General features: G+C 52.6%; 19 protein-coding genes. 8 read left to right on the forward strand and 11 right to left on the reverse strand.

Annotated features, from left to right (window positions below):
• Nucleotides 1-84 precede the first annotated feature (84 nt).
• The 4 genes from B9P82_RS00315 (at nucleotide 85) to B9P82_RS00330 (ending at nucleotide 4,576) form a co-directional block, all read left to right on the forward strand.
• On the forward strand, nucleotides 85-1,326 hold the full coding sequence (locus tag B9P82_RS00315) for an MFS transporter (RefSeq protein WP_016155933.1): 1,242 nt from the start codon (nucleotides 85-87) through the stop codon (nucleotides 1,324-1,326).
• 15 nt (nucleotides 1,327-1,341) lie between these two features.
• Nucleotides 1,342-2,370: a sugar phosphate isomerase/epimerase family protein gene (locus B9P82_RS00320; RefSeq protein WP_019076229.1), complete on the forward strand. Its 1,029-nt coding sequence runs from the start codon at nucleotides 1,342-1,344 to the stop codon at nucleotides 2,368-2,370.
• Nucleotides 2,367-3,518 carry a Gfo/Idh/MocA family protein gene (locus tag B9P82_RS00325; protein ID WP_101699779.1) on the forward strand — a complete coding sequence of 384 codons (1,152 nt, stop codon included), beginning with the start codon at nucleotides 2,367-2,369 and terminating at the stop codon, nucleotides 3,516-3,518. The genes B9P82_RS00320 and B9P82_RS00325 overlap by 4 nt, the downstream gene beginning before the upstream one ends.
• A 77-nt stretch (nucleotides 3,519-3,595) precedes the next feature.
• Nucleotides 3,596-4,576, forward strand: coding sequence for a LacI family DNA-binding transcriptional regulator (locus tag B9P82_RS00330; RefSeq protein ID WP_016155936.1), 981 nt, complete (start codon nucleotides 3,596-3,598; stop codon nucleotides 4,574-4,576).
• Nucleotides 4,577-4,579: 3 nt separating this feature from the next.
• Here B9P82_RS00330 and B9P82_RS00335 read toward each other — a convergent pair whose 3' ends face one another.
• The 4 genes from B9P82_RS00335 to B9P82_RS00350 all read right to left on the reverse strand — a co-directional run bounded on the left by B9P82_RS00335 (nucleotide 4,580) and on the right by B9P82_RS00350 (nucleotide 7,613).
• Nucleotides 4,580-5,824: a mechanosensitive ion channel family protein gene (locus B9P82_RS00335; RefSeq protein WP_101699781.1), complete on the reverse strand. Its 1,245-nt coding sequence runs from the start codon at nucleotides 5,822-5,824 to the stop codon at nucleotides 4,580-4,582.
• A 64-nt stretch (nucleotides 5,825-5,888) separates the two neighbouring features.
• The gene (gene nfsB / locus B9P82_RS00340) at nucleotides 5,889-6,542 is read right to left on the reverse strand and encodes an oxygen-insensitive NAD(P)H nitroreductase (RefSeq protein ID WP_016152171.1); all 654 of its coding nucleotides are present in this window, start codon (nucleotides 6,540-6,542) and stop codon (nucleotides 5,889-5,891) included.
• Between the two features lie 119 nt (nucleotides 6,543-6,661).
• On the reverse strand, nucleotides 6,662-7,030 hold the full coding sequence (locus tag B9P82_RS00345) for an MmcQ/YjbR family DNA-binding protein (protein WP_016152172.1): 369 nt from the start codon (nucleotides 7,028-7,030) through the stop codon (nucleotides 6,662-6,664).
• Complete coding sequence (locus B9P82_RS00350; protein ID WP_101699783.1) at nucleotides 6,984-7,613, reverse strand: TetR/AcrR family transcriptional regulator; 630 nt, start codon at nucleotides 7,611-7,613, stop codon at nucleotides 6,984-6,986. Before B9P82_RS00350 ends, B9P82_RS00345 begins: the two co-directional genes overlap by 47 nt.
• Nucleotides 7,614-7,802: 189 nt before the next feature.
• Here B9P82_RS00350 and B9P82_RS00355 point away from each other — a divergent pair, with 189 nt between their 5' ends.
• Complete coding sequence (locus B9P82_RS00355; RefSeq protein WP_101699786.1) at nucleotides 7,803-8,915, forward strand: MBL fold metallo-hydrolase; 1,113 nt, start codon at nucleotides 7,803-7,805, stop codon at nucleotides 8,913-8,915.
• Between the two features lie 17 nt (nucleotides 8,916-8,932).
• Entirely contained in the window at nucleotides 8,933-9,274 is a 342-nt protein-coding gene (locus tag B9P82_RS00360; protein ID WP_003021996.1) for a RamA family antibiotic efflux transcriptional regulator, read from the forward strand.
• 21 nt (nucleotides 9,275-9,295) lie between these two features.
• On the opposite strand, the gene B9P82_RS00365 is transcribed toward B9P82_RS00360, so the two are convergent.
• Both B9P82_RS00365 and B9P82_RS00370 read right to left on the reverse strand, forming a co-directional pair.
• Nucleotides 9,296-9,544 (reverse strand): DUF1158 domain-containing protein, encoded by a 249-nt coding sequence (locus tag B9P82_RS00365; protein ID WP_016152175.1) that lies wholly within the window; start codon nucleotides 9,542-9,544, stop codon nucleotides 9,296-9,298.
• A gap of 66 nt (nucleotides 9,545-9,610) precedes the next feature.
• The gene (locus tag B9P82_RS00370; protein ID WP_019076232.1) at nucleotides 9,611-10,729 is read right to left on the reverse strand and encodes a YbdK family carboxylate-amine ligase; all 1,119 of its coding nucleotides are present in this window, start codon (nucleotides 10,727-10,729) and stop codon (nucleotides 9,611-9,613) included.
• A gap of 169 nt (nucleotides 10,730-10,898) precedes the next feature.
• Between B9P82_RS00370 and B9P82_RS00375 the strand changes: the two genes are divergently transcribed.
• Nucleotides 10,899-11,603: a GNAT family N-acetyltransferase gene (locus B9P82_RS00375; protein ID WP_101699788.1), complete on the forward strand. Its 705-nt coding sequence runs from the start codon at nucleotides 10,899-10,901 to the stop codon at nucleotides 11,601-11,603.
• A 75-nt stretch (nucleotides 11,604-11,678) separates the two neighbouring features.
• Here B9P82_RS00375 and B9P82_RS00380 read toward each other — a convergent pair whose 3' ends face one another.
• From B9P82_RS00380 to B9P82_RS00395, 4 genes are read right to left on the reverse strand one after another with little or no spacing between them, the layout of a single operon-like run.
• Complete coding sequence (locus B9P82_RS00380) at nucleotides 11,679-13,187, reverse strand: FGGY family carbohydrate kinase (protein ID WP_101699791.1); 1,509 nt, start codon at nucleotides 13,185-13,187, stop codon at nucleotides 11,679-11,681.
• A gap of 32 nt (nucleotides 13,188-13,219) precedes the next feature.
• Nucleotides 13,220-14,638 (reverse strand): L-fucose/L-arabinose isomerase family protein, encoded by a 1,419-nt coding sequence (locus tag B9P82_RS00385; RefSeq protein WP_101699792.1) that lies wholly within the window; start codon nucleotides 14,636-14,638, stop codon nucleotides 13,220-13,222.
• A gap of 37 nt (nucleotides 14,639-14,675) precedes the next feature.
• Nucleotides 14,676-15,623: a transketolase family protein gene (locus B9P82_RS00390; RefSeq protein ID WP_047358064.1), complete on the reverse strand. Its 948-nt coding sequence runs from the start codon at nucleotides 15,621-15,623 to the stop codon at nucleotides 14,676-14,678.
• Nucleotides 15,616-16,446 (reverse strand): transketolase, encoded by an 831-nt coding sequence (locus tag B9P82_RS00395; RefSeq protein ID WP_016152181.1) that lies wholly within the window; start codon nucleotides 16,444-16,446, stop codon nucleotides 15,616-15,618. Before B9P82_RS00395 ends, B9P82_RS00390 begins: the two co-directional genes overlap by 8 nt.
• A gap of 316 nt (nucleotides 16,447-16,762) precedes the next feature.
• Between B9P82_RS00395 and B9P82_RS00400 the strand changes: the two genes are divergently transcribed.
• Nucleotides 16,763-17,713, forward strand: coding sequence for a sugar-binding transcriptional regulator (locus B9P82_RS00400; RefSeq protein WP_047358065.1), 951 nt, complete (start codon nucleotides 16,763-16,765; stop codon nucleotides 17,711-17,713).
• An 82-nt stretch (nucleotides 17,714-17,795) separates the two neighbouring features.
• On the opposite strand, the gene B9P82_RS00405 is transcribed toward B9P82_RS00400, so the two are convergent.
• On the reverse strand, nucleotides 17,796-18,884 hold the full coding sequence (locus B9P82_RS00405; RefSeq protein ID WP_016152183.1) for an ABC transporter permease: 1,089 nt from the start codon (nucleotides 18,882-18,884) through the stop codon (nucleotides 17,796-17,798).

The raw sequence follows: 18,884 nt of genomic DNA on the forward strand, positions 1-18,884 counted from the left end.
CTGGCAGGATCTTTATTTTGTAATCGATTACTTTTCTATTGAATCTATTTTGTAATCGATTACTTTTTAAAGGTGAGGCAAAAAATGGTGTCAACAACCGAAAGTAGTGGAAAACAGAACGTACAGTACCGGCTGCTGGTACCCCGGCTGTCGCTAATGATGTTCTTACAGTTCTTTATCTGGGGAAGTTGGTCCGTCACGCTGGGGTTGGTGATGAGCCAGCACAACATGTCGCTGCTGATTGGCGATGCGTTTTCAGCCGGGCCCATTGCTTCTATTCTGTCGCCGTTCGTCTTAGGGATGCTGGTAGACCGCTTCTTTGCCTCGCAAAAGGTGATGGCGGTGATGCACCTTGCAGGCGCGGCGATCCTCTGGTTTGTTCCGCAGGCATTGGTGGCGCAAAACGGTGCGCTGTTGATTGGTCTGCTGTTTGGCTACACGTTGTGCTACATGCCAACGCTGGCGCTTACCAACAACATTGCTTTTCATAGCCTGTCGGATAAAGACAAAACTTTCCCGGTGGTGCGGGTGTTTGGCACCATTGGCTGGATTGTCGCGGGGATTTTTATCGGCGTAACCGGAATCTCGGATACTACCGGCATCTTTACGCTGGCGGCGGTTATTTCTGTGATTCTGGCGCTCTACAGCCTGACGTTGCCCAACACGCCCGCACCGGCGAAAGGACTGCCGGTAAAAGTGCGCGATCTGTTTTGTGCGGATGCTTTCGCCTTACTCAAGGTTCGTCACTTTTTTGTCTTCTCGCTCTGCGCGACCCTTATTTCTGTACCGTTGGGAACCTATTACGCATATACCGCGTCGTTTCTGGCTGATGCGGGCGTTGGCGATGTCAGTACGGCGATGTCGTTTGGTCAGATGTCTGAAATTTTCTTCATGCTGGTGATCCCGTTCCTGTTCAGGCGTCTGGGCGTGAAATACATGTTGTTAATCGGGATGTGCGCCTGGTTTGTGCGCTACGCATTCTTTGCCCTCGGCATCAGCGAAGAGGGCCGATTCCTGCTGTATCTCGGCATTCTGCTGCACGGCGTGTGCTACGACTTCTTCTTCGTGGTCGGCTTTATTTACACCGATCGTATTGCCGGGGAGAAAGTAAAAGGCCAGGCGCAAAGCATGATCGTTATGTTTACCTATGGGATCGGTATGCTGCTTGGTTCGCAAATTTCAGGCGCACTTTACAACCGTCTGGTGGCGGGGCAAACGGTGCCTCAGGCGTGGACCACATTCTGGTGGATCCCGGCAGTGGCTGCCGCAGTGATTGCCGTGATTTTCCTTTTCTCTTTCAAGTATGACGACAAAGAGCAGGCGTAATTTTCAGGAGGGGTTATGAAAACCATCAAGGGGCCTGGCATTTTTCTGGCGCAATTTATCGGGGATCGTCCCCCATTTAACACCCTGGAAGGCGTGGCAAAATGGGCGGCGGAGCTGGGCTATAAGGCATTACAAATCCCGTGTAATCACAAGTCTTTGTTTGATGTCGAACAAGCAGCCAGAAGTCAGGCCTATTGTGATGATATTCATGGGATGCTGGCCGGGCATGGGCTGGTGATTAGCGAACTATCTACCCATCTTGAAGGCCAACTGGTTGCCGTCCATCCGGCTTACGATGACGCTTTTGACGGATTTGCTCCGCCATCTGTACGCGCTAATCCGCAGGCCAGGCAGGCGTGGGCCATCGAAACCCTCCACCAGGCCGCTGCGGCTTCGCAAAGGCTGGGGCTGACGGCGCATGCTACGTTTTCTGGTTCGCTCGCCTGGCCTTTCTTTTATCCGTGGCCACCGCATAACCGTCAGCGCTTTGAAGAGGCTTTTCTGGAGCTGGCGCGCCGCTGGAGACCCATTCTCGATCGCTTTGATCATCATGGGGTGGATGTTTGCTTTGAGATCCATCCCGGTGAAGATCTGCACGATGGCGTAACGTTCGAGCGCTTTCTGGCGCTGGTTAATCATCATCCTCGCTGCAACATTCTCTATGACCCGAGCCATCTGTTATTGCAGCAGATGGATTACCTTGGGTTTATCGATGTTTACCACTCGCGCATTAAAGCGTTTCACGTCAAGGACGCTGAGTACCATGCCAGTAGCCGCAGTGGTGTCTATGGCGGTTATCAGCCGTGGCTCGATCGCGCTGGGCGTTTCCGTTCCCTGGGGGACGGTCAGGTCGATTTCAAAACCATCTTCAGCAAGCTCACACAATATGATTTCCCTGGCTGGGCGGTACTGGAATGGGAGTGTTGCCTGAAAGACGCGCAAACCGGGGCGCGTGAGGGGAGCGATTTTATACGCCGCCACATTATTCCGGTTTCTTCACGCGCATTTGATGATTTCGCCGCTGGCGATGAGGTACGCAAATGATACAGGTTGGCATTATTGGCAGCGGTTTTATTGGGCCTGCACATATCGAGGCGTTGCGTCGACTCGGCGGTGTGAACGTGGTGGCGCTTTGTGATAGCTCGCTGGCGGTTGCTCAGGAACGTGCAGATGCTCTTCATATTCCTCAGGCGTACGGCAGCGTTGAGGCGCTGCTGGCGCATCCCGGGCTGCAGGTGGTGCATAACTGTACGCCGAATCATCTGCATGCCGACATCAATCGGCAGATTCTACGCGCGGGTCTGCATGTGTTTTCAGAAAAGCCGCTGTGTATGACGCCTGAGGAGGCTCGTGAACTGGAAACGCTGGCGGAGCAGGGAGGAGTGGTGCACGGCGTGAGCTTTGTCTATCGTCAGTTTGCGATGGTACAACAGGCTGCCAGCATGGTCAGGCGCGGTAGCGTGGGGCGTCTGTTTGCCGTCCAGGGGAGCTATTTGCAGGACTGGATGCTGCTGGAAACTGACTACAACTGGCGGGTCGATGCCAAACAGGGCGGCAACTCACGGGCGGTAGCGGATATCGGTTCCCACTGGTGTGACACGGTGCAATTCGTCACTGGAAAACGTATTGTCGAGGTGATGGCCGATCTGGCTATCGTCTGGCCGGTACGAAAAGCCAGCATCGCCAGTAACGCTACGTTTGGCCAGCAAACGGCTGACCTGCAATTTGAGGATAAAGCGGTGACGACGGAAGATTGTGGATCGGTGCTGGTACGTTTTGACGATGGTAGCAAAGGCTGCTTTAGCGTTTCACAGGTGAGTGCCGGGCGCAAGAATCACCTGAGCTTTGAAATTAACGGTAGCCAGAGTTCACTGCACTGGGATCAGGAAACGCCGCAACAGCTTTGGATCGGGCACCGTCAGCAGGCGAACCAGATCCTGACCGATGACCCAGGATTGATGAATGCGGATGTTGCTGCCAGTGCGCACTTTCCGGGTGGGCATATTGAGGGCTGGCCGGATGCGTTCAAGAATATGATGCAGCAGTTCTATCAGGCGGTGCAGGCAGGCAAAATGCCCGCGACGGCTGAGCGTCGATTTGCGTCATTTTCTGATGGTGCGGATGTGATGTATATCATTGATGCGATTATAAAAAGCCATCAGCAGCAGCGCTGGGTATCAGTGCAGCGCTAAACACGCACCCGGTTCGCCGGGCAGTGATTTTATGGTAGCCTCAACGTAAAGCCTAAACCGCAGGACTTGTCGTCGTTATGTCTATTCAAAAAATCGCCCAGCTTGCCGGTGTGTCGGTGGCGACGGTATCGCGTGTGCTGAATCACAGTGATACCGTCAAAGCCAAAAATCGCGAGCGCGTGCTACAGGCTATTAAAGAAAGCAATTATCAGCCCAACCTGCTGGCTCGTCAGCTGCGTACGGCACGCAGTTCGATGATTCTGGTGATGGTTTCCAACATTGCCAATCCTTTTTGTGCAGAGGTTGTTAAAGGCATTGAAGAAGAGGCGGAAAAGAATGGCTATCGCATTTTGCTGTGTAATTCCGGCTCGGATACCGCCCGCTCAAAATCGGCGCTAAAGCTGCTGTCGGGGAAAATCGTTGATGGCATTATCACCATGGATGCATTCTCAAAATTACCGGAACTGACCACGCTGATTGGCGACGCTCCCTGGGTTCAGTGTGCGGAATATGCTGATAAAGGCGCGGTTTCCTGCGTAGGGATTAACGATGTTGACGCTGCGCAGTCGGTAATATCTCACCTGGTGGAAAAGGGCTATCGACGCATTGCGCTAATCAATCATGATCTGAGTTATAAATACGCCCGGTTGCGCGAACGTGGCTATAAAGCGGCGCTGCATGCGCTGTCGCTTGAGTATCAGGCCGTAGAATACGCCAGCGAATTAAGTTCCAGCGCAGGAATTGCGGCGATGAAAACATTGCTTGCCGCAGAGGTGAAACCCGACGCGGTGTTTGCCGTATCGGACACGCTGGCCGCTGGCGCGATGCGTGCTATTTTCAATGCCGGATTACAGATCCCGCAGGATATCGCCGTCGTGGGCTTCGACGGTACGGAACTGGCAGAAATGGTTTCCCCACAGCTTTCGACCATTGAGCAGCCCTCGCGGGATATAGGCCGCAAAGCGGTAGGATTGCTGCTGAATAAAATAGAAAATCCTGACGCGCAGACGGAAAGGGTGATGATGGACTGGCGCTATATTTCACGCGCCAGTACCTGAGCGTTAGCGTTGAAACGCGCCTGACAGCGCGCGAATATCATTTCCGGTGGGCGACTGATGAATGCGCAAGCCAAATTCTTCGATCACGGCGAATATATGGTCGAAAATATCAGCCTGAATACTTTCATATTCCAACCAGACCACCGTATTGGTAAAGGCATAAATTTCGATCGGTAAGCCGTGATCGTCTGGCGCAAGCTGGCGCACCATTAACGTCATATCTTTGCGAATCCGCGGATGATGACGCAAATATTCGTTCAGATAGGCGCGGAAGGTGCCAATATTCGTCATCCGACGGTGGTTTAATACCGATTCAGGCGCATCTAACTGCTGATTCCACTCGTCAATTTCCTGATGGCGCGTGGTCAAATACGGTTTCAGCAGGTGCGCTTTATGCAGCCGCTGACGCTCATCCTCATCAAGAAAATGAATGCTGGTAGCATCAATGCTGATGCTGCGTTTAATGCGTCGCCCACCGGAAGCCGACATCCCACTCCAGTTTTTAAAAGAGTCCGATACCAGTGACCAGGTTGGGATAGTGGTGATGGTGTTATCCCAGTTGCGCACTTTTACGGTGGTTAAGCCAATATCAATTACCGCGCCATCTGCGCCGTATTTAGGCATTTCCAGCCAGTCACCCAACTTCAACATATCGTTGGCTGAAAGCTGTATTCCGGCCACCAGCCCGAGGATCGGATCTTTAAACACCAGCATTAACACGGCGGCCATGGCACCCAGACCGCTTATCAATATTGCCGGTGACTGACCAATCAGCTGGGAAATCATCAATATTCCGACGACAATAGCGCTGATGAGCTTGATGCCCTGAAATATGCCTTTTAGCGGCAATTGCGATGCGGCAGGGAATTTTTGCGACAGATTGAGAATGACGTCCAGCAGGGAAAACAAGGACAACAGGGCGTACATCATGATCCACAGCTGTGCGCAGGTTACTAATATTTCTGCTGCTTCACTGCCTTTCTGTAACCAGAGTGCGGCCTGTATATTGACAATGATACCCTGCAGGGTGAATGCCAGCCGATGAAATAACTTGTTCTGCGTGATGATTTGTAGCCACAGGCGGGAGCTGGCGTTGGCGCGCTTTTCAAATGCGCGTAATACCACCCAATGCAAAATAACGTGAACAATAATGGCGGTGATAAAAATAATGCCAAAAATCATCACCAGTGAGGTGGTGTGATTTATTTCAATGCCGAGTTCTTCTACCTGAGATATCAATTCCTGCATAACGTCTCCTTAATAAACAGCGGTCTATGATGACCGCTGTGTAGAGCTTATGCAAATGCGGGGATTAAACTTCCGTCAGTGTTGTTTCCAGCGGCAGACGAGATTTTGGCAACGCGGCGTTGAAATCTTCTACGCTGTGATGACCCACCGGGACCACAACTACGCTGGTGAATCCTTTTTCTTTCAGGCCAAATTCTGCATCCATCACCGCCGCATCGAAGCCTTCGATCGGCACCGCATCCAGACCCATCGCCGCCACGCCCAGCAGGAAGTTACCGACGTTCAGATACACCTGTTTTGCCATCCAGTGGTTGTCATCTTTCAGCTCTTTGCGATGCATGTCGGCAAAGAAGGTACGGCCTTTGTGGTTTGCAGCTTTGGCTTCAGGGGTGGCGAAACGGCCATCGCGCTCTTCTTGATCGACCACGCGCTCCAGCCAGGCATCGTCCATCGCCGTTTTGGCGCAGAACACCACGACGTGGGAAGCATCCAGCATTTTACGTTCGTTGAATACAAAGCCGCCGGCTGCGGATTTCGCCACGCGCGCTTTACCTTCGTCAGTGCTGGCAACGATAAAGTGCCACGGCTGAGAGTTGGTGCTGGACGGACTAAACTGCAGCAGCGTTTTTAATTTTTCGGCCTGCTCTGCGGTCAGTTTTTTATTCGGATCGAATGCCTTAGTGGAGTAACGTTTTAAGGCGACAGAAACAATATCCATAACTACTCCTGGTGATTTTTCATACCCTGCGGGTGCGTTTTGTTTCAGCAGAGTACAGGGTTAGCAAGAAAAAGATAAGACAGGAAAATGCAAAAACACTTATCGGAGTTAACGATAAATCAACCTGGACGCAGGCGTTTTTGATCCCGCTTCGCCAGGCCGTCTACGACGCGATGCCATGAATCATTTACCAACTCCGTCAGTAATGACTCGGTAATGTCGTCGCCTGGGTAGACCGATATCCAGTGCTTTTTATTCATGTGATAGCCGGGTTCAATGCTGGGGTAGATCTGCTGATTTAACAGTGACTTTTGCGGATCGGCTTTCAGGTTAACCAGCGGGCGTCCGCGAAGCTCTGAGACCAGCATAAAAATTTTGCCGCCGACTTTGAAGACATCGTATTCCGGGCCGAATGGCCAGCAGTGCTCGGTAAAAGGCAGTTCAAGCGCAAGGCGCTTTGCACAGGCATGTAAGGTCTGGCCGTCCATTATTTTTCCTCACGGGTGAGAGTGCGCGCCACATCGCCTCAAATCCCATCGAAATATATTCTTTTGCGCGAGCCGCGTCGCGGGCGGCGAACTCCATGGTGGTCTCTGCCAGAGAAAGAAACAGCGCGTCGCCAAAGGCGCGATACTCGTCAGACATAAACTCAGGTCGTACGGAGCGATGACAAAGATCGCGCAGTTCCGGGAACATATCGTCAGCCTGCTGTTCCGTTTCTTTACTGATTTTCTCGCTGACGGCCAACTGACGAATCGTGCGATGCCCGCAGGTATGGTTCAGGCCCCAGCTAATGTAGCTGTTCCAGATGTAGTGAGTCATGGTTTTGGCATCGGTCACCGATCGATCCAAATTTGCCATCATCGACTGACAAAGGTCTTGCTTCAAAAAGAGGTAAAGCTCGTTGATCAAATCATCTTTGGTCGCGAAATAGCGAAACAACGTCCCCTCCGCAACCCCTGCATTGCGGGCTATCACGGCGGTAGATGCCGCAATGCCTGATTGTGCAAATGCTGTGGTTGCAGCTTCCAGTAATGCCAGTTTTTTGTCTTCACTCTTCGGACGAGCCACTACACTTTACCCTTAAGTCTGTAAAAAACATGATTGAATCACGGCCTTTGCAGCACCGCAACGGCGAATGTCAAAGATTGAAAATCATCTTGACGGCGAACTTTCGATTTCTATAATGAGTGCTTACTCACTCATAATCAAGAGTCAGTCGCGCAAACCAGCGGAAAGGGGCGCGTTTAAGGTCAGGATATGAAGCGTCTCACAGTTTATGTGGTTGTTATTATGCTTATTGCCGCAGCTGCAAGTTTACCGTTTGTACTCAATGCCGGGTTTGGTCAGGCCCCGCAAGGGGCACAACTGAGTTTGGTTGAACAGTCACCTCACTATCGTGATGGACAGTTTCATAACCAGGTGCCGACACCGGGCTATACCGGCAACAAAGGCATGCTGGCGGCCTGGTGGGAATTTCTGGTCGCTAAGCGTGATAATGCGCGCCCGGCGCAGCCGTTACCGCTGGTGGCAACCGATCTCGCCGGACTTTCGCCACAGCAGGATACTCTGGTCTGGCTGGGCCACTCCTCATGGTATTTGCAGCTGGCGGGTCAACGTATCCTGATTGATCCGGTATTTAGCAATTATGCCGCACCGTTTTCATTCCTGAACAAAGCCTTTGCCGGGGATTATCCGTGGACTGCGCAGACGATGCCGGAGATCGATCTGCTCATTATCTCGCACGATCACTATGACCATCTGGATCTCGCCACTATCAAGGCGTTAATGCCGAAAATTAAGCGGGTGATTACGCCGCTCGGCGTAGGGTCGCATCTGCGTTACTGGGGGATGCGCAGCGAGATAATCGAAGAGCGGGACTGGAATCAGTCCGTCAGAGTGACGGATTCACTGATCGTTCATGTGCTGCCTGCTCGTCATTTTTCGGGGCGCGGTATCAAGCGCAACCAGACGCTATGGGCGAGCTTCATGTTCGAAACGCCGGAGCAGAACGTTTATTACAGCGGAGATTCCGGCTATGGACCGCATTTTAAAGCCATCGGTGAGCAGTTTGGCTCGGTTGATTTGGCGATTATGGAGAACGGTCAATATGACCAGGACTGGAAGTTTATTCACATGATGCCAGAAGAGACGGCGCAGGCCGCGGCCGATCTGCATGCGAAAACCGTGTTGCCAGGGCATGCCGGCCGTTTCGTTCTGGCGAAACATACCTGGGATGATCCTTACAAACGACTGGCGCTTGCCAGCCGTCGTCAGGATTACCGACTACTGACGCCAATGCTGGGTGAACCGGTAATTTTGTCCGAACCGGACCAACCGTTTACGGCCTGGTGGCAACAGGCGACTCAATGAATACAGGGGAGAGCATGATGACGATTTCTGCTCAGGTCATTGATACGATTGTTGAATGGATTGATGATAATTTGAATCAGCCATTGCGCATTGATGATATTGCACGCCATGCGGGATATTCCAAATGGCACCTGCAGCGTCTTTTTATGCAGTACAAAGGTGAAAGCCTCGGGCGCTACATCCGCGAGCGTAAGCTGCTACTGGCGGCGCGCGATCTACGCGATACCGACCAGAAAGTGTATGACATCTGTTTGAAATACGGATTCGATTCGCAGCAGACCTTTACGCGAATTTTCACCCGTACGTTCAGCCAGCCGCCGGGCGCGTATCGCAAAGAAAATCATAGCCGAACGCATTAACGGCAAAGGGTTCTCGCGGGTCTAATCCGCCAGCGAGAACCAGCGCCGCCAGATAAAACGCAGTACAAAATATTCAATCACCCCCAGCAGTAAAAACCACAGACAAAACAGCAAAGTATAAAATTGGTTGAGATCCATTAGATGAAAGGTGGCGACGAGTTTTTGCGCCAGCACAATGCCCAGTGAGGGGGCGGGCAGCAGCAGGCAAGACAAAAAAGCCAGTAGCAGGATCCCTGCGGCGGTCATCAGTGATTCAAGCGGGTGTTTCATGGCATTGTTAAACTTGAGTTAAAAAGCCATTGTCCGGGATCTCTGTGGGCAACGCAAACGCCACGCTTACAGCCCGGCCCAAATCTCACAATGTTTTTTCACCAGACCACTCAGAGATCCGCCGTCGGCGACGAAATCACGCATGCTCTGCGCTTCATCATGACCATTTTTAACCTGCAGCCGTAAGGATTCAATCGCGCTGGTCGCGCCCACTTTGTCCGCAGAAGCGGCGACATTCTCCAGTAGCCGTAGCGTGTCATCTGACAGGCGGTGCCCATCGCCGGTATTGACGTCGGTGATGATTCCCGCCATGCCAAAGCGGCAGGCCTGGAAACGGTTAAATTTATACAGCAGGTAATCACGCTCCTGGTGCTTGAATGGCCGTTTAGTGAGCAACCAGTGGGCGGTAGCCTGAATAAGTCCCGCCATATTGACTGCGTGTTCAAGGGTTAGCGGAGTGTCCATGACGCGAACCTCTACCGTACCAAAGTGCGGGCTGGGGCGGATATCCCAGTGTAAATCTTTAATGCTATCAATCATGCTGGTGTAAGCCAGTCGACGAAATAACCCCTCGAATTCCTGCCAGTTATTCACCCACGGCATCGGGCCATTATCGGGAAATCCGGAGAAAATATTCAGCCGCGCGCAGGCAAACCGCGTGTCGGACGTCTGCATATAAGGTGAGGCGGCAGAGAGTGCAATAAAATGGGGAACAAATCGCGACAGGCCGTGCAGGAGGTAAATAGCATCATCGCCGTTTGCGCAGCCGATATGCACATGTTGGCCGAATACCGTCGCCTGCTGAATAAGATAGCCAAAATTTTCCAGGTTGCGCCGATAGCGTTCGTCATCGCAGACTTCCTGACGTTGCCATTTTTGAAACGGATGCGTACCGCCGCCACAGATGGCGAGGTGATGCTCGGCAGCAACCCGTGAGATTATCTGCTGCATGGCGGATAATTCAGCACTCGCCTGGTCGATATTGCGACAAACCCCGGTCGCCATCTCCAGCATACTTTCAGTGATATCGTGCTTTACTTCTCCGGCGGTGAGCTGCGGCTTTACGGCGTCAATCAGTCGGGAAGAGTCCTGGCTCAGGTCGTAGCCCGGAGGATTGACCACCTGCATTTCCAGTTCAATGCCTAACGTAAAAGGGTCAGAAACATGAAAATCGGGTAGGGACATAGTGTTCTCTTCAGCGTTGATTTTTAATCAGTATAGACGCGTCATCTTGCAAGCTGCATATAGAAGGGCCGCTGAATTTCTGTTCGATGTCAGAAATCCCCCCGCGATGCTTTGACGGCGAAATGGCCGGTGTTATAACTATTTTTTACTTCGCAACAGGGGTTGAATCGTGCCGGAAATTAATCTTTATGGACAGACCGTCGGCGATATTGTGCCTGACAGGAATGGTGCCGCCGTACTGCCGCGGGAAGAACTTGCAGGGCAATATTGTCGACTGGTTCCCCTGGATGCCGACAGCCATGCCGCCGATCTGTTTGATGCTTACGCGCAGGCGCCAGACGATCGCGACTGGACCTGGCTTGCAAGTTCTCGCCCCACGAGCGTTGAGGCCACAGCTTGCTGGGTAGAGGGCAAATCTACGGATGCATCTCTGGTTCCCTATGCTGTCATTGAACAGGGTTCCGGTCGTGCGGTGGGACTGGTGTGCTTTATGGCGATCGAACAGGAGCATGGTTCGGTTGAAATTGGTCATGTAACCTGGTCACCGCGCATGAAAAATACGGTACTCGGCACCGAAAGCATCTGGCTGTTGCTGCGCCAGGCGTTTGCGTTGGGCTATCGTCGCGTGGAGTGGAAATGTGACTCTCTGAACACGGCTTCCCGTCGGGCGGCGGAGCGCCTTGGGTTTATCTTCGAAGGACGTTTTCGCCAGAAGATTGTGCGCAAGGGGCGTAATCGCGACAGCGACTGGTTATCGATGATTGATAGCGAATGGCCCCAGTGCGACGCTGTTTTGCAGCACTGGCTGGCTGCCGACAACTTCGATGAAAAAGGACAGCAACGCCGATCGCTGGCGGCGTGTCAGCCGCAGTAGCTCGCTTTTGAAGAATTAACAGTGCACCCACAGTCAGTTATGGCTGCGGGCGCATTTATCATTAGCGTTGATTTATTAACGGGTTTGCCAACGGGTGCGTTCGACGGCTCCTTGCCATTCATGCCAGCGTTTTTGCAATCTCCCATGGCGCGCCATGTTTGGCTGGAACGATACGTGATCGGGCAGATAATCTCGCAACTGGCAGGTAGATGCACCTTGCAGCTTCTTGCGTGCCAGCAATCCGGCACCGATAGCGGAAAGTTCAGGGATATCGCTGCGCATCACCGGACAGCCCAATAAATCGGCTTGATACTGCATTAGCCAGTCATTTTTTGTTGGCCCGCCATCAACCATTAACGCGCTGAGTCGAAAACCGTTGTGCTGGCGCATCGCTAAAACAACATCGGCAATCTGATAGGTAATCGACTCCAGTGCCGCACGTACCAGATGTGCGCGTTTCACTCCGCGGCTGAGACCGTGAATCAACCCCCGGGCATCTTCATCCCACCAGGGCGCGCCCAGCCCGGTAAGGGCCGGAACAAAATAGACGCCCAGCGTGGAGTCAACCGTGGCGGGCAGCGTATTGAGCTCATGAAGCAGTTGCTCTTCCGGTAATTCGCTAAGACCTGTGCTATCGGCCATCCATGCGACGGCATCTCCCGTATGCGGAATATTACCTTCCAGCCCGTAGACCAGGGTGTCACCGTCATGCCAGGCAATGGTCGTTGCCAGCGCGCTCACCTCGGACTGCGCCGAGAATACGGGTGCCATAATGGAAGATCCGGTGCCATAGGTCGCTTTGACGCAGCCTTCCATACCCAGCCCATGGGCAAAAAGCGCAGCATGAGAGTCGCCAATCATCGCCAGAATAGGGATTCCATCAGGTATCCTCTCCAGACCTTTTGTTACGCCAAAATGGTGGCTGGAAGGGCAAACTTCGGGTAACGCCTGCTGCGGAATACCGAATAGAGCCAACATCTCGCTATCCCATTGTCCGCTGTTGAGATTGAGCAACTGCGTGCGTGAAGCGTTGGAGATGTCGCAACGAAATTCCTCGCCGTGCGTTAAGTTCCACAGTAACCAGCTATCGATGGTCCCGAGACATATTTCCCCTTGCTGTGCGAGCGTCATACCGTTGGGAACTGACTCCAGCAGCCAGCGCATTTTAGAGGCGGAAAAGAGTGGGGCAACGGGTAATCCGGTGATGGATTTTATGTACGCCTCGTGCCCCTGTTCACGTAATGCACGGCAAAAATCGGCCGTGCGCGAACATTGCCAGGTGATAGCAGGGCCGAGAGGGCGACCGCTGGCACGATACCAGCCTATCGCCGTTTCACGTTGATTGCTGATCGCCAGCGCTGCGACGCGTTGTGCGCCGACGCAGGTAATGGTTTGTGCCACAACATCCAGCGATGCGTCCAGAAGTGCATCACCTGACTGTTCAACCCAGCCTTCACGGGGCGTGTGGATCGCCAGCGCGCGGGAGAACTTCGCGACCACGTTTCCCTGACCATCCAGCGCTACGGCTTTGGCATTGGTGGTGCCTTCATCAAGCGCAATAATAATGTCTTTTTGTGCTGACATTGTTTTCTCCAGCCCTTCGGTTTCCCTGAGTATTAGCGATGGAAAAAGGTATCCACCCCGAGATAGCGGGTGAAAGCTTCATGCAGCACCTCTGCGCTGGCGGAATGGTTCATTGCCACGTGATGCTCAAAGCCATTACGACAAATCCAGGCCAGTAGGTTCTCCAGATGAGGTACCTGGATTACCGCTCGGCAGCCGACAGTGTCCAGCGGATCGTCAACCGATAGCCCTTCACCGACGTAGGCTTTGATTTCGCCGGTTAAATCGTCGGTACTCAGGCGGAAGTAGGTCAAGGCACCGCTTTTCATACGACCGTGAACTGCACCGCAGGTGTTCTCTTTACCGACGGTGGTACCGATGATATCCGCCGTCCCCATCTTCGGGCTGTCCAGACTGGCTGATGCGAAATTACCGCAGTGAAAAAGAACGCATTTATCACGATCGTCGCCGAAATTATTGTTCCAGTCGGCAATGGACGCTGGACTTAAGTTGCTGCTGGCGAGGGCGTACATTGACAACGCGCCCATCACATCCACTTCGCAGGCACTGGGCATTAACTGCCCGGACATCACGCTCATGATTGAGCACACGTTGATGCCTAAATTTTCCTGCAGCGATGTCCAGCACTGGATGGCAGTCGTATCAATATCATTAGCGATGACCCATTCGCTGATAACGACAAACAGTTTTGCCATGGTGACCAGTTTGTCGGCTGGAATGGCGCTGGCGTCGGCGTTATCCATCAACAGGCGGCGTTTTTCATCCACCCGGATATCGTCGTCGCGCAGTCGTTTGATGCGGGTAAAGACTTCAGACAGATCCAGTGTTTCGACGGCAATACCCAGTCTCTCGAGCAATTTTTCGCTGTAACGGACGGTATTAAACCCGGCTGGACGTGCGCCGATAGCGCCGACGCGAACTCCGCGCATGCTGGCGACCACGCGACAGATTTGTTCGAAACGTTTCAGGTCTTGTGCAAACACCTCGCCTGACAGGTCGCAGACATGCTGGGTGGTTAGCGTAAACGGAATACCGTACTGGCGCATGTTATTGCACAGGGAGATCTTGCCGCAGAAGCTGTCACGGCGAGTGGCAAGCCCCATTTTATCCAGGTTGTCTTCCTGCGCCTGGATCAGAACCGGGATATCTAAACCGGAAAGTCGCAGCGTTTCCGCTATCGCTTTTTCATCGCCAAAGTTCGGCAGTAGTACCACCACACCGTGAATCTTGTCGCGGTGAGCGCGGAAAAGTTCAGCACAAACTTTCGCATCCTGACGGGTTTCAACACCGCCGAGTTCTGTCTGCGTTTCGTTGAGCATTATGGTGTTAATGCCCAGCCGCTCAAAGAGCACGCTGGCTTGTTCGCGGGCTTCAGCAACCAGATAGCTCGGGAAAAATCCCCGATTGCCAATAATCACCGCCATGGTCAACTGATGAGGAATTCGTGACATCGCTTTCTCCAGTAAGTGTTCTGTTGTTGTTATTGTTTTATCGTGTTGCCAGCAACAGTGCGGTGGCGTTTTTCACGACACCCGCCGCGTCAATTTCATGGCGTGCGCGCGTTGCTGCACGATCGGCTGCGATTGCATATTGGCCATCGGCAATCCCCAATCTACGCAGTGGAATAGCACAGCCAGCTTCTGCCAGCACTTCAGCCACCAGACTTCCCACGCCGCCATTAATGTTATGTTCTTCCACGCTAACCACTGCCTTGCAGTGGGTTAAAGCTGCCAGTAACTGTTGGGTATTGCAGGGACGAATTGACGGTACACTGATTACGCTGGCGTCAATACCCGCCTGTTCCAGCACTGTGGCAGCCTCGACAATTTCATGCACAGTTGAGCCCATTGCCACCAGTGCGACATCTTTTCCTTTGCGCAAAATATCGATATTACCCGGCGCGAACTGGTAGTTTTCGTCGTGTAATTCGGGTAAGGCTTTGCCATCCAAGCGAATATAAACCGGACCTATGTGGCTTAAGGCGTAGTCGAGAATCTGTCGGCATTCCACCGGACAGGACGGGGCGTAAATCTCAATATTGCCAAAACCGCGTAGCACGGAAATATCATCAATGCTGTGGTGCGTACTGGCGAGCGGTCCGTAGCTGGCCCCTGCGTTCAGGCCAATCAACTTCACGTTGGTATTGTTGTAGCAAATGTCGACTTTAATTTGCTCATTGGCCCGTGAAATCAAGAAGGGCGCAGCGTTACAGGTGACGGCGATTTTACCGCCCAGCGCCAGTCCGGCAGCAGCACCGACCAACGTCTGTTCGGCAATACCCACGTTGACCAGACGACCGGGAAATTCCTTCATAAATGGGGCGATTTTTGCTGTTGATGTTGAGTCAGCCACCACCGGCACAACATCCATTCCACGTTTGACCGCGGCAATTAACGTGTTCACCATGACGGTGGCGAGGTGTTCGCTATTACGCATCTTTCAGTTCCTCCAGCGCCAGTTCAACTTCTTCTCCTTTTGGCACGCGGTGGTGCCATTCCGGGCGGCCCTGGATAAAAGAGATCCCGGCTCCTTTGGTGGTGTGTGCAATGACGACATATGGCTTGCCTTCAGGGGTTAATCCTTCCAGCGTGCGCACCACATCGCTCATATCGTTCCCGCGACACTCTGTGACTTGCATACCGAAGGCTCGCCATTTTTCATCCAGCGGATCGGTGTTCATGATCTCTTTGGTTGAGCCGGCAAGCTGGAGGTTATTTTTGTCGTTGATGATAATCAGGTTATCCAGTTTATAGTGGGCAGCGACCAGTGCCGCTTCCCAGTTGCTGCCTTCGGCCAGTTCACCATCACCGGTGACGACAAACACCCGGCGTTTGCTGTTGCTGCGTTTAGCCGCCAGCGCAATCCCTACTGCAACCGGCAGACCGTGACCAAGAGCTCCGGTATTCAATTCAATTCCTGGCGTTTTATGTTTTACCGGATGTCCCGGCAGATGCGAATCAGCGTGTTGATAGGTCGCCAGCCAGTCCACAGGAATAAAACCGGCTTCTGCCAAGACACAGTAGTAACCGCCCACAGCGTGACCTTTTGACTGGATGTAGATATCGCGCTCGTCGCTCTCTTTAATCTCCGGGGAGCAATTCAGGATACGAAAATAGAGTGCTGTCAGCAGTTCAACCTGCGACAGGTCTGCGCCAGTGTGCCCGCCAGCCGGGCTTTCAGCATTCAACACGATAATGCGGCGACGCACGGCACGTGCTTTCTTTTCTAGCTCTGGTATTGAGAGCGAAAACGGATTCATAAGACACCTCTTGAATGTTTAATCTTGAATGAATAAATATTCCATGTGAGTGCAGTAGTGCAACTGTCTCTCTACCCACCACGTAATCTGCAGATAAAACAGTCAGTCGTTATTGGTTAGAATAAATATTCACTACTGATTTATTATTCACGATTAAAGATATGCCTTGTCTGGCGGTTTGTCTACGGCTTGTGCCACCAAATTTTGGAGAAAAGAGAAAAGGATCACACTAACGTGATAACTGGAAAGGTACTGATGACTTGTTATCTATTCAGGTATGAATAAAAATAACAGGCAGTTTATCAGGGGGAATGCCATGTCAAAGCAGGATGAACAGCGGTTGCTGGTTAAGATTGCCACGCTTTACTACGCCGAAAATAAAAAACAGTCTGAAATCGCCACGCTGCTGCATTTGTCGCAGTCCTTTGTCTCCCGTGCTTTAACGCGTTGTCAGAAAGAAGGGCTGGTGAAAATCACCGTCGTACAGCCGACCAATATCTTTGTGGCGCTGGAAAAAGCCATTGAAGAGCAGTTTGGTATTCGTCAGGCGATTGTCGTGGATGTCGGTGACAACCCTAGCAATACGCAAATTAAGCATGCTATTGGCAGTGCGGCGGCGCATTACGTTGAAACCCGCTTGCGAGCCGAGGACCTGGTTGGAATTTCCTCCTGGAGTAGCACCATTCGCTGTATGGTCGATGAGATGCACCCGCAAAATATCCGTGCGGCGGGGGTGATCCAACTGCTGGGCGGCGTAGGGCCGAATGGTAACGTGCAGGCCACGATTCTTACGCAACAGTTGGCAGCGCACCTTGGCTGTCCGGCCTGGCTGCTGCCTTCACAAAGTATTGAGCATTCGGTTGAAGAGCGTACACGGTTGGTTAACAGCCCTGACGTTGCCGCGGTGGTTGAAAAGTTTGCTGAAGTGGATGTGGCAATTGTCGGTATTGGCGAACTGGAGCCTTCTCAATTGCTGAAAAACTCAGGCAACTACTACAACGAAGAAATGTTGCGACTGCTCGCCGAGCGCGGCGCAGTAGGCGATATCTGTCTGCATTATTACGATGCAGCAGGTAACCCGGTACTCAGCCATGAGGAAGACCCGGTCATCGGAATGGAGCTTTCGCAGATCCGGGAGTGTAACCACGTGATTGCTTTGGCTGGTGGTGTGGAAAAACAGAATGCGATACGCGGGGCATTGCAGGGGAATTATATTGACGTATTGATCACCGACTACCCGACAGCCCGCAGTCTGGTGAAAGGGTGATGTCACGGTGAGTTAAACAATTGACAGCCCCAGGAGGTTCCTGGAGCTGTCTGGTTGTGCATATCAGACTTTTCAGAGGGGATTACTGGCTTTCCATCGCCGCCTTTTGTGCTACCACCGCGGCTTTTTGCTGCATCCGGTTTTGCATCTGGTCGATGATGACCGCGACGATAATCACGATACCTTTAATCACCATTTGCCAGAACTCGCTGACGCCCATCATCACCAGACCATCGGCCAGAAAACCGATAACGAAAGCGCCAATCAGCGTGCCTAAAATCGTGCCCCGTCCACCGGCCAGTGACGTACCGCCGAGAACCACTGCGGCAATGGCGTTCATCTCAAATGCCGTACCGTTGGCCGGATGGCTGGCGGAAAGCTGTGCCGAGACCACAATTCCAGCAATCGCGGCACACAGTCCGGATAGGGTATACACCCAGATTTTCACCTGTTTTACTTTTACCCCTGACAGCTCAGCAGCGCGTTCGTTATCCCCGATGGCGTAAACGTGGCGACCAAAAGGTAGACGACGAGCGACGTAAGCAATGACCAGTGCCAGCACAATCATCATCCAGATGGCCCACGGAATCCCAAACAGTGTACCGGCACCAATCTCATCAAAACCGGTATTGCCGAGCTGCGGATTGCCGGAAAGCCCGGGAAAGGTTTGCCCATCGGAGGTCAGCATCGCCGCCCCGCGCAAAACGTACATGGTTCCGAGCGTACAAATAAACGGTGCGACGTTATAGTGGGTGATGATCCAACCATTCGCCGCGCCAATCAGCCCACCAATCAACAAGACGACAGGCACAATCACCCAGACGCTGGGGAAAATTGCGATGCCGAACATTGGCAATACAATGCCTTTAGTGATTAGCCATCCCGCGACCATGCCGCACAGCCCAAGCGTAGCGCCAATTGAGAGATCAATCCCGGCGGTAATAATGACAAACGTGATCCCCAGAGCCAGAAAGGCGTTAATGGCGATATGCTTGATCATAATGACCATGCTGCCGCCAGAGAGAAATCCCGGTACGGTGAAGGCAAAGAACCCGACGATTAAAAACAGTGCAATAAAAGTGCGCAGTTTTAGGATTAGTAGCAGGATATTTTCCCGAGAGAAGGCGACTGTGGAGCGAGGCGCGATGGCGGCAGATTGTAGTGTTTTCAT

Source organism: Citrobacter sp. L55, assembly GCF_002850715.1.
In the GTDB taxonomy this organism is placed as follows: domain Bacteria; phylum Pseudomonadota; class Gammaproteobacteria; order Enterobacterales; family Enterobacteriaceae; genus Citrobacter; species Citrobacter braakii.

Excerpts from the sequence above, each read along its gene's own strand:
- B9P82_RS00360 (WP_003021996.1), top strand. The coding sequence starts at position 8,933 with ATGACGATTTCTGCTCAGGTCATTGATACGATTGTTGAATGGATTGAT.
- B9P82_RS00395 (WP_016152181.1), bottom strand. The coding sequence starts at position 16,446 with ATGAATCCGTTTTCGCTCTCAATACCAGAGCTAGAAAAGAAAGCACGT.
- B9P82_RS00335 (WP_101699781.1), bottom strand. The coding sequence starts at position 5,824 with ATGCAGGAATTGATATCTCAGGTAGAAGAACTCGGCATTGAAATAAAT.
- nfsB (WP_016152171.1), bottom strand. The coding sequence starts at position 6,542 with ATGGATATTGTTTCTGTCGCCTTAAAACGTTACTCCACTAAGGCATTC.
- B9P82_RS00380 (WP_101699791.1), bottom strand. The coding sequence starts at position 13,187 with ATGTCAGCACAAAAAGACATTATTATTGCGCTTGATGAAGGCACCACC.
- B9P82_RS00320 (WP_019076229.1), top strand. The coding sequence starts at position 1,342 with ATGAAAACCATCAAGGGGCCTGGCATTTTTCTGGCGCAATTTATCGGG.
- B9P82_RS00330 (WP_016155936.1), top strand. The coding sequence starts at position 3,596 with ATGTCTATTCAAAAAATCGCCCAGCTTGCCGGTGTGTCGGTGGCGACG.
- B9P82_RS00385 (WP_101699792.1), bottom strand. The coding sequence starts at position 14,638 with ATGTCACGAATTCCTCATCAGTTGACCATGGCGGTGATTATTGGCAAT.
- B9P82_RS00325 (WP_101699779.1), top strand. The coding sequence starts at position 2,367 with ATGATACAGGTTGGCATTATTGGCAGCGGTTTTATTGGGCCTGCACAT.
- B9P82_RS00345 (WP_016152172.1), bottom strand. The coding sequence starts at position 7,030 with ATGGACGGCCAGACCTTACATGCCTGTGCAAAGCGCCTTGCGCTTGAA.
- B9P82_RS00405 (WP_016152183.1), bottom strand. The coding sequence starts at position 18,884 with ATGAAAACACTACAATCTGCCGCCATCGCGCCTCGCTCCACAGTCGCC.
- B9P82_RS00400 (WP_047358065.1), top strand. The coding sequence starts at position 16,763 with ATGTCAAAGCAGGATGAACAGCGGTTGCTGGTTAAGATTGCCACGCTT.
- B9P82_RS00355 (WP_101699786.1), top strand. The coding sequence starts at position 7,803 with ATGAAGCGTCTCACAGTTTATGTGGTTGTTATTATGCTTATTGCCGCA.
- B9P82_RS00365 (WP_016152175.1), bottom strand. The coding sequence starts at position 9,544 with ATGAAACACCCGCTTGAATCACTGATGACCGCCGCAGGGATCCTGCTA.
- B9P82_RS00315 (WP_016155933.1), top strand. The coding sequence starts at position 85 with ATGGTGTCAACAACCGAAAGTAGTGGAAAACAGAACGTACAGTACCGG.
- B9P82_RS00390 (WP_047358064.1), bottom strand. The coding sequence starts at position 15,623 with ATGCGTAATAGCGAACACCTCGCCACCGTCATGGTGAACACGTTAATT.
- B9P82_RS00370 (WP_019076232.1), bottom strand. The coding sequence starts at position 10,729 with ATGTCCCTACCCGATTTTCATGTTTCTGACCCTTTTACGTTAGGCATT.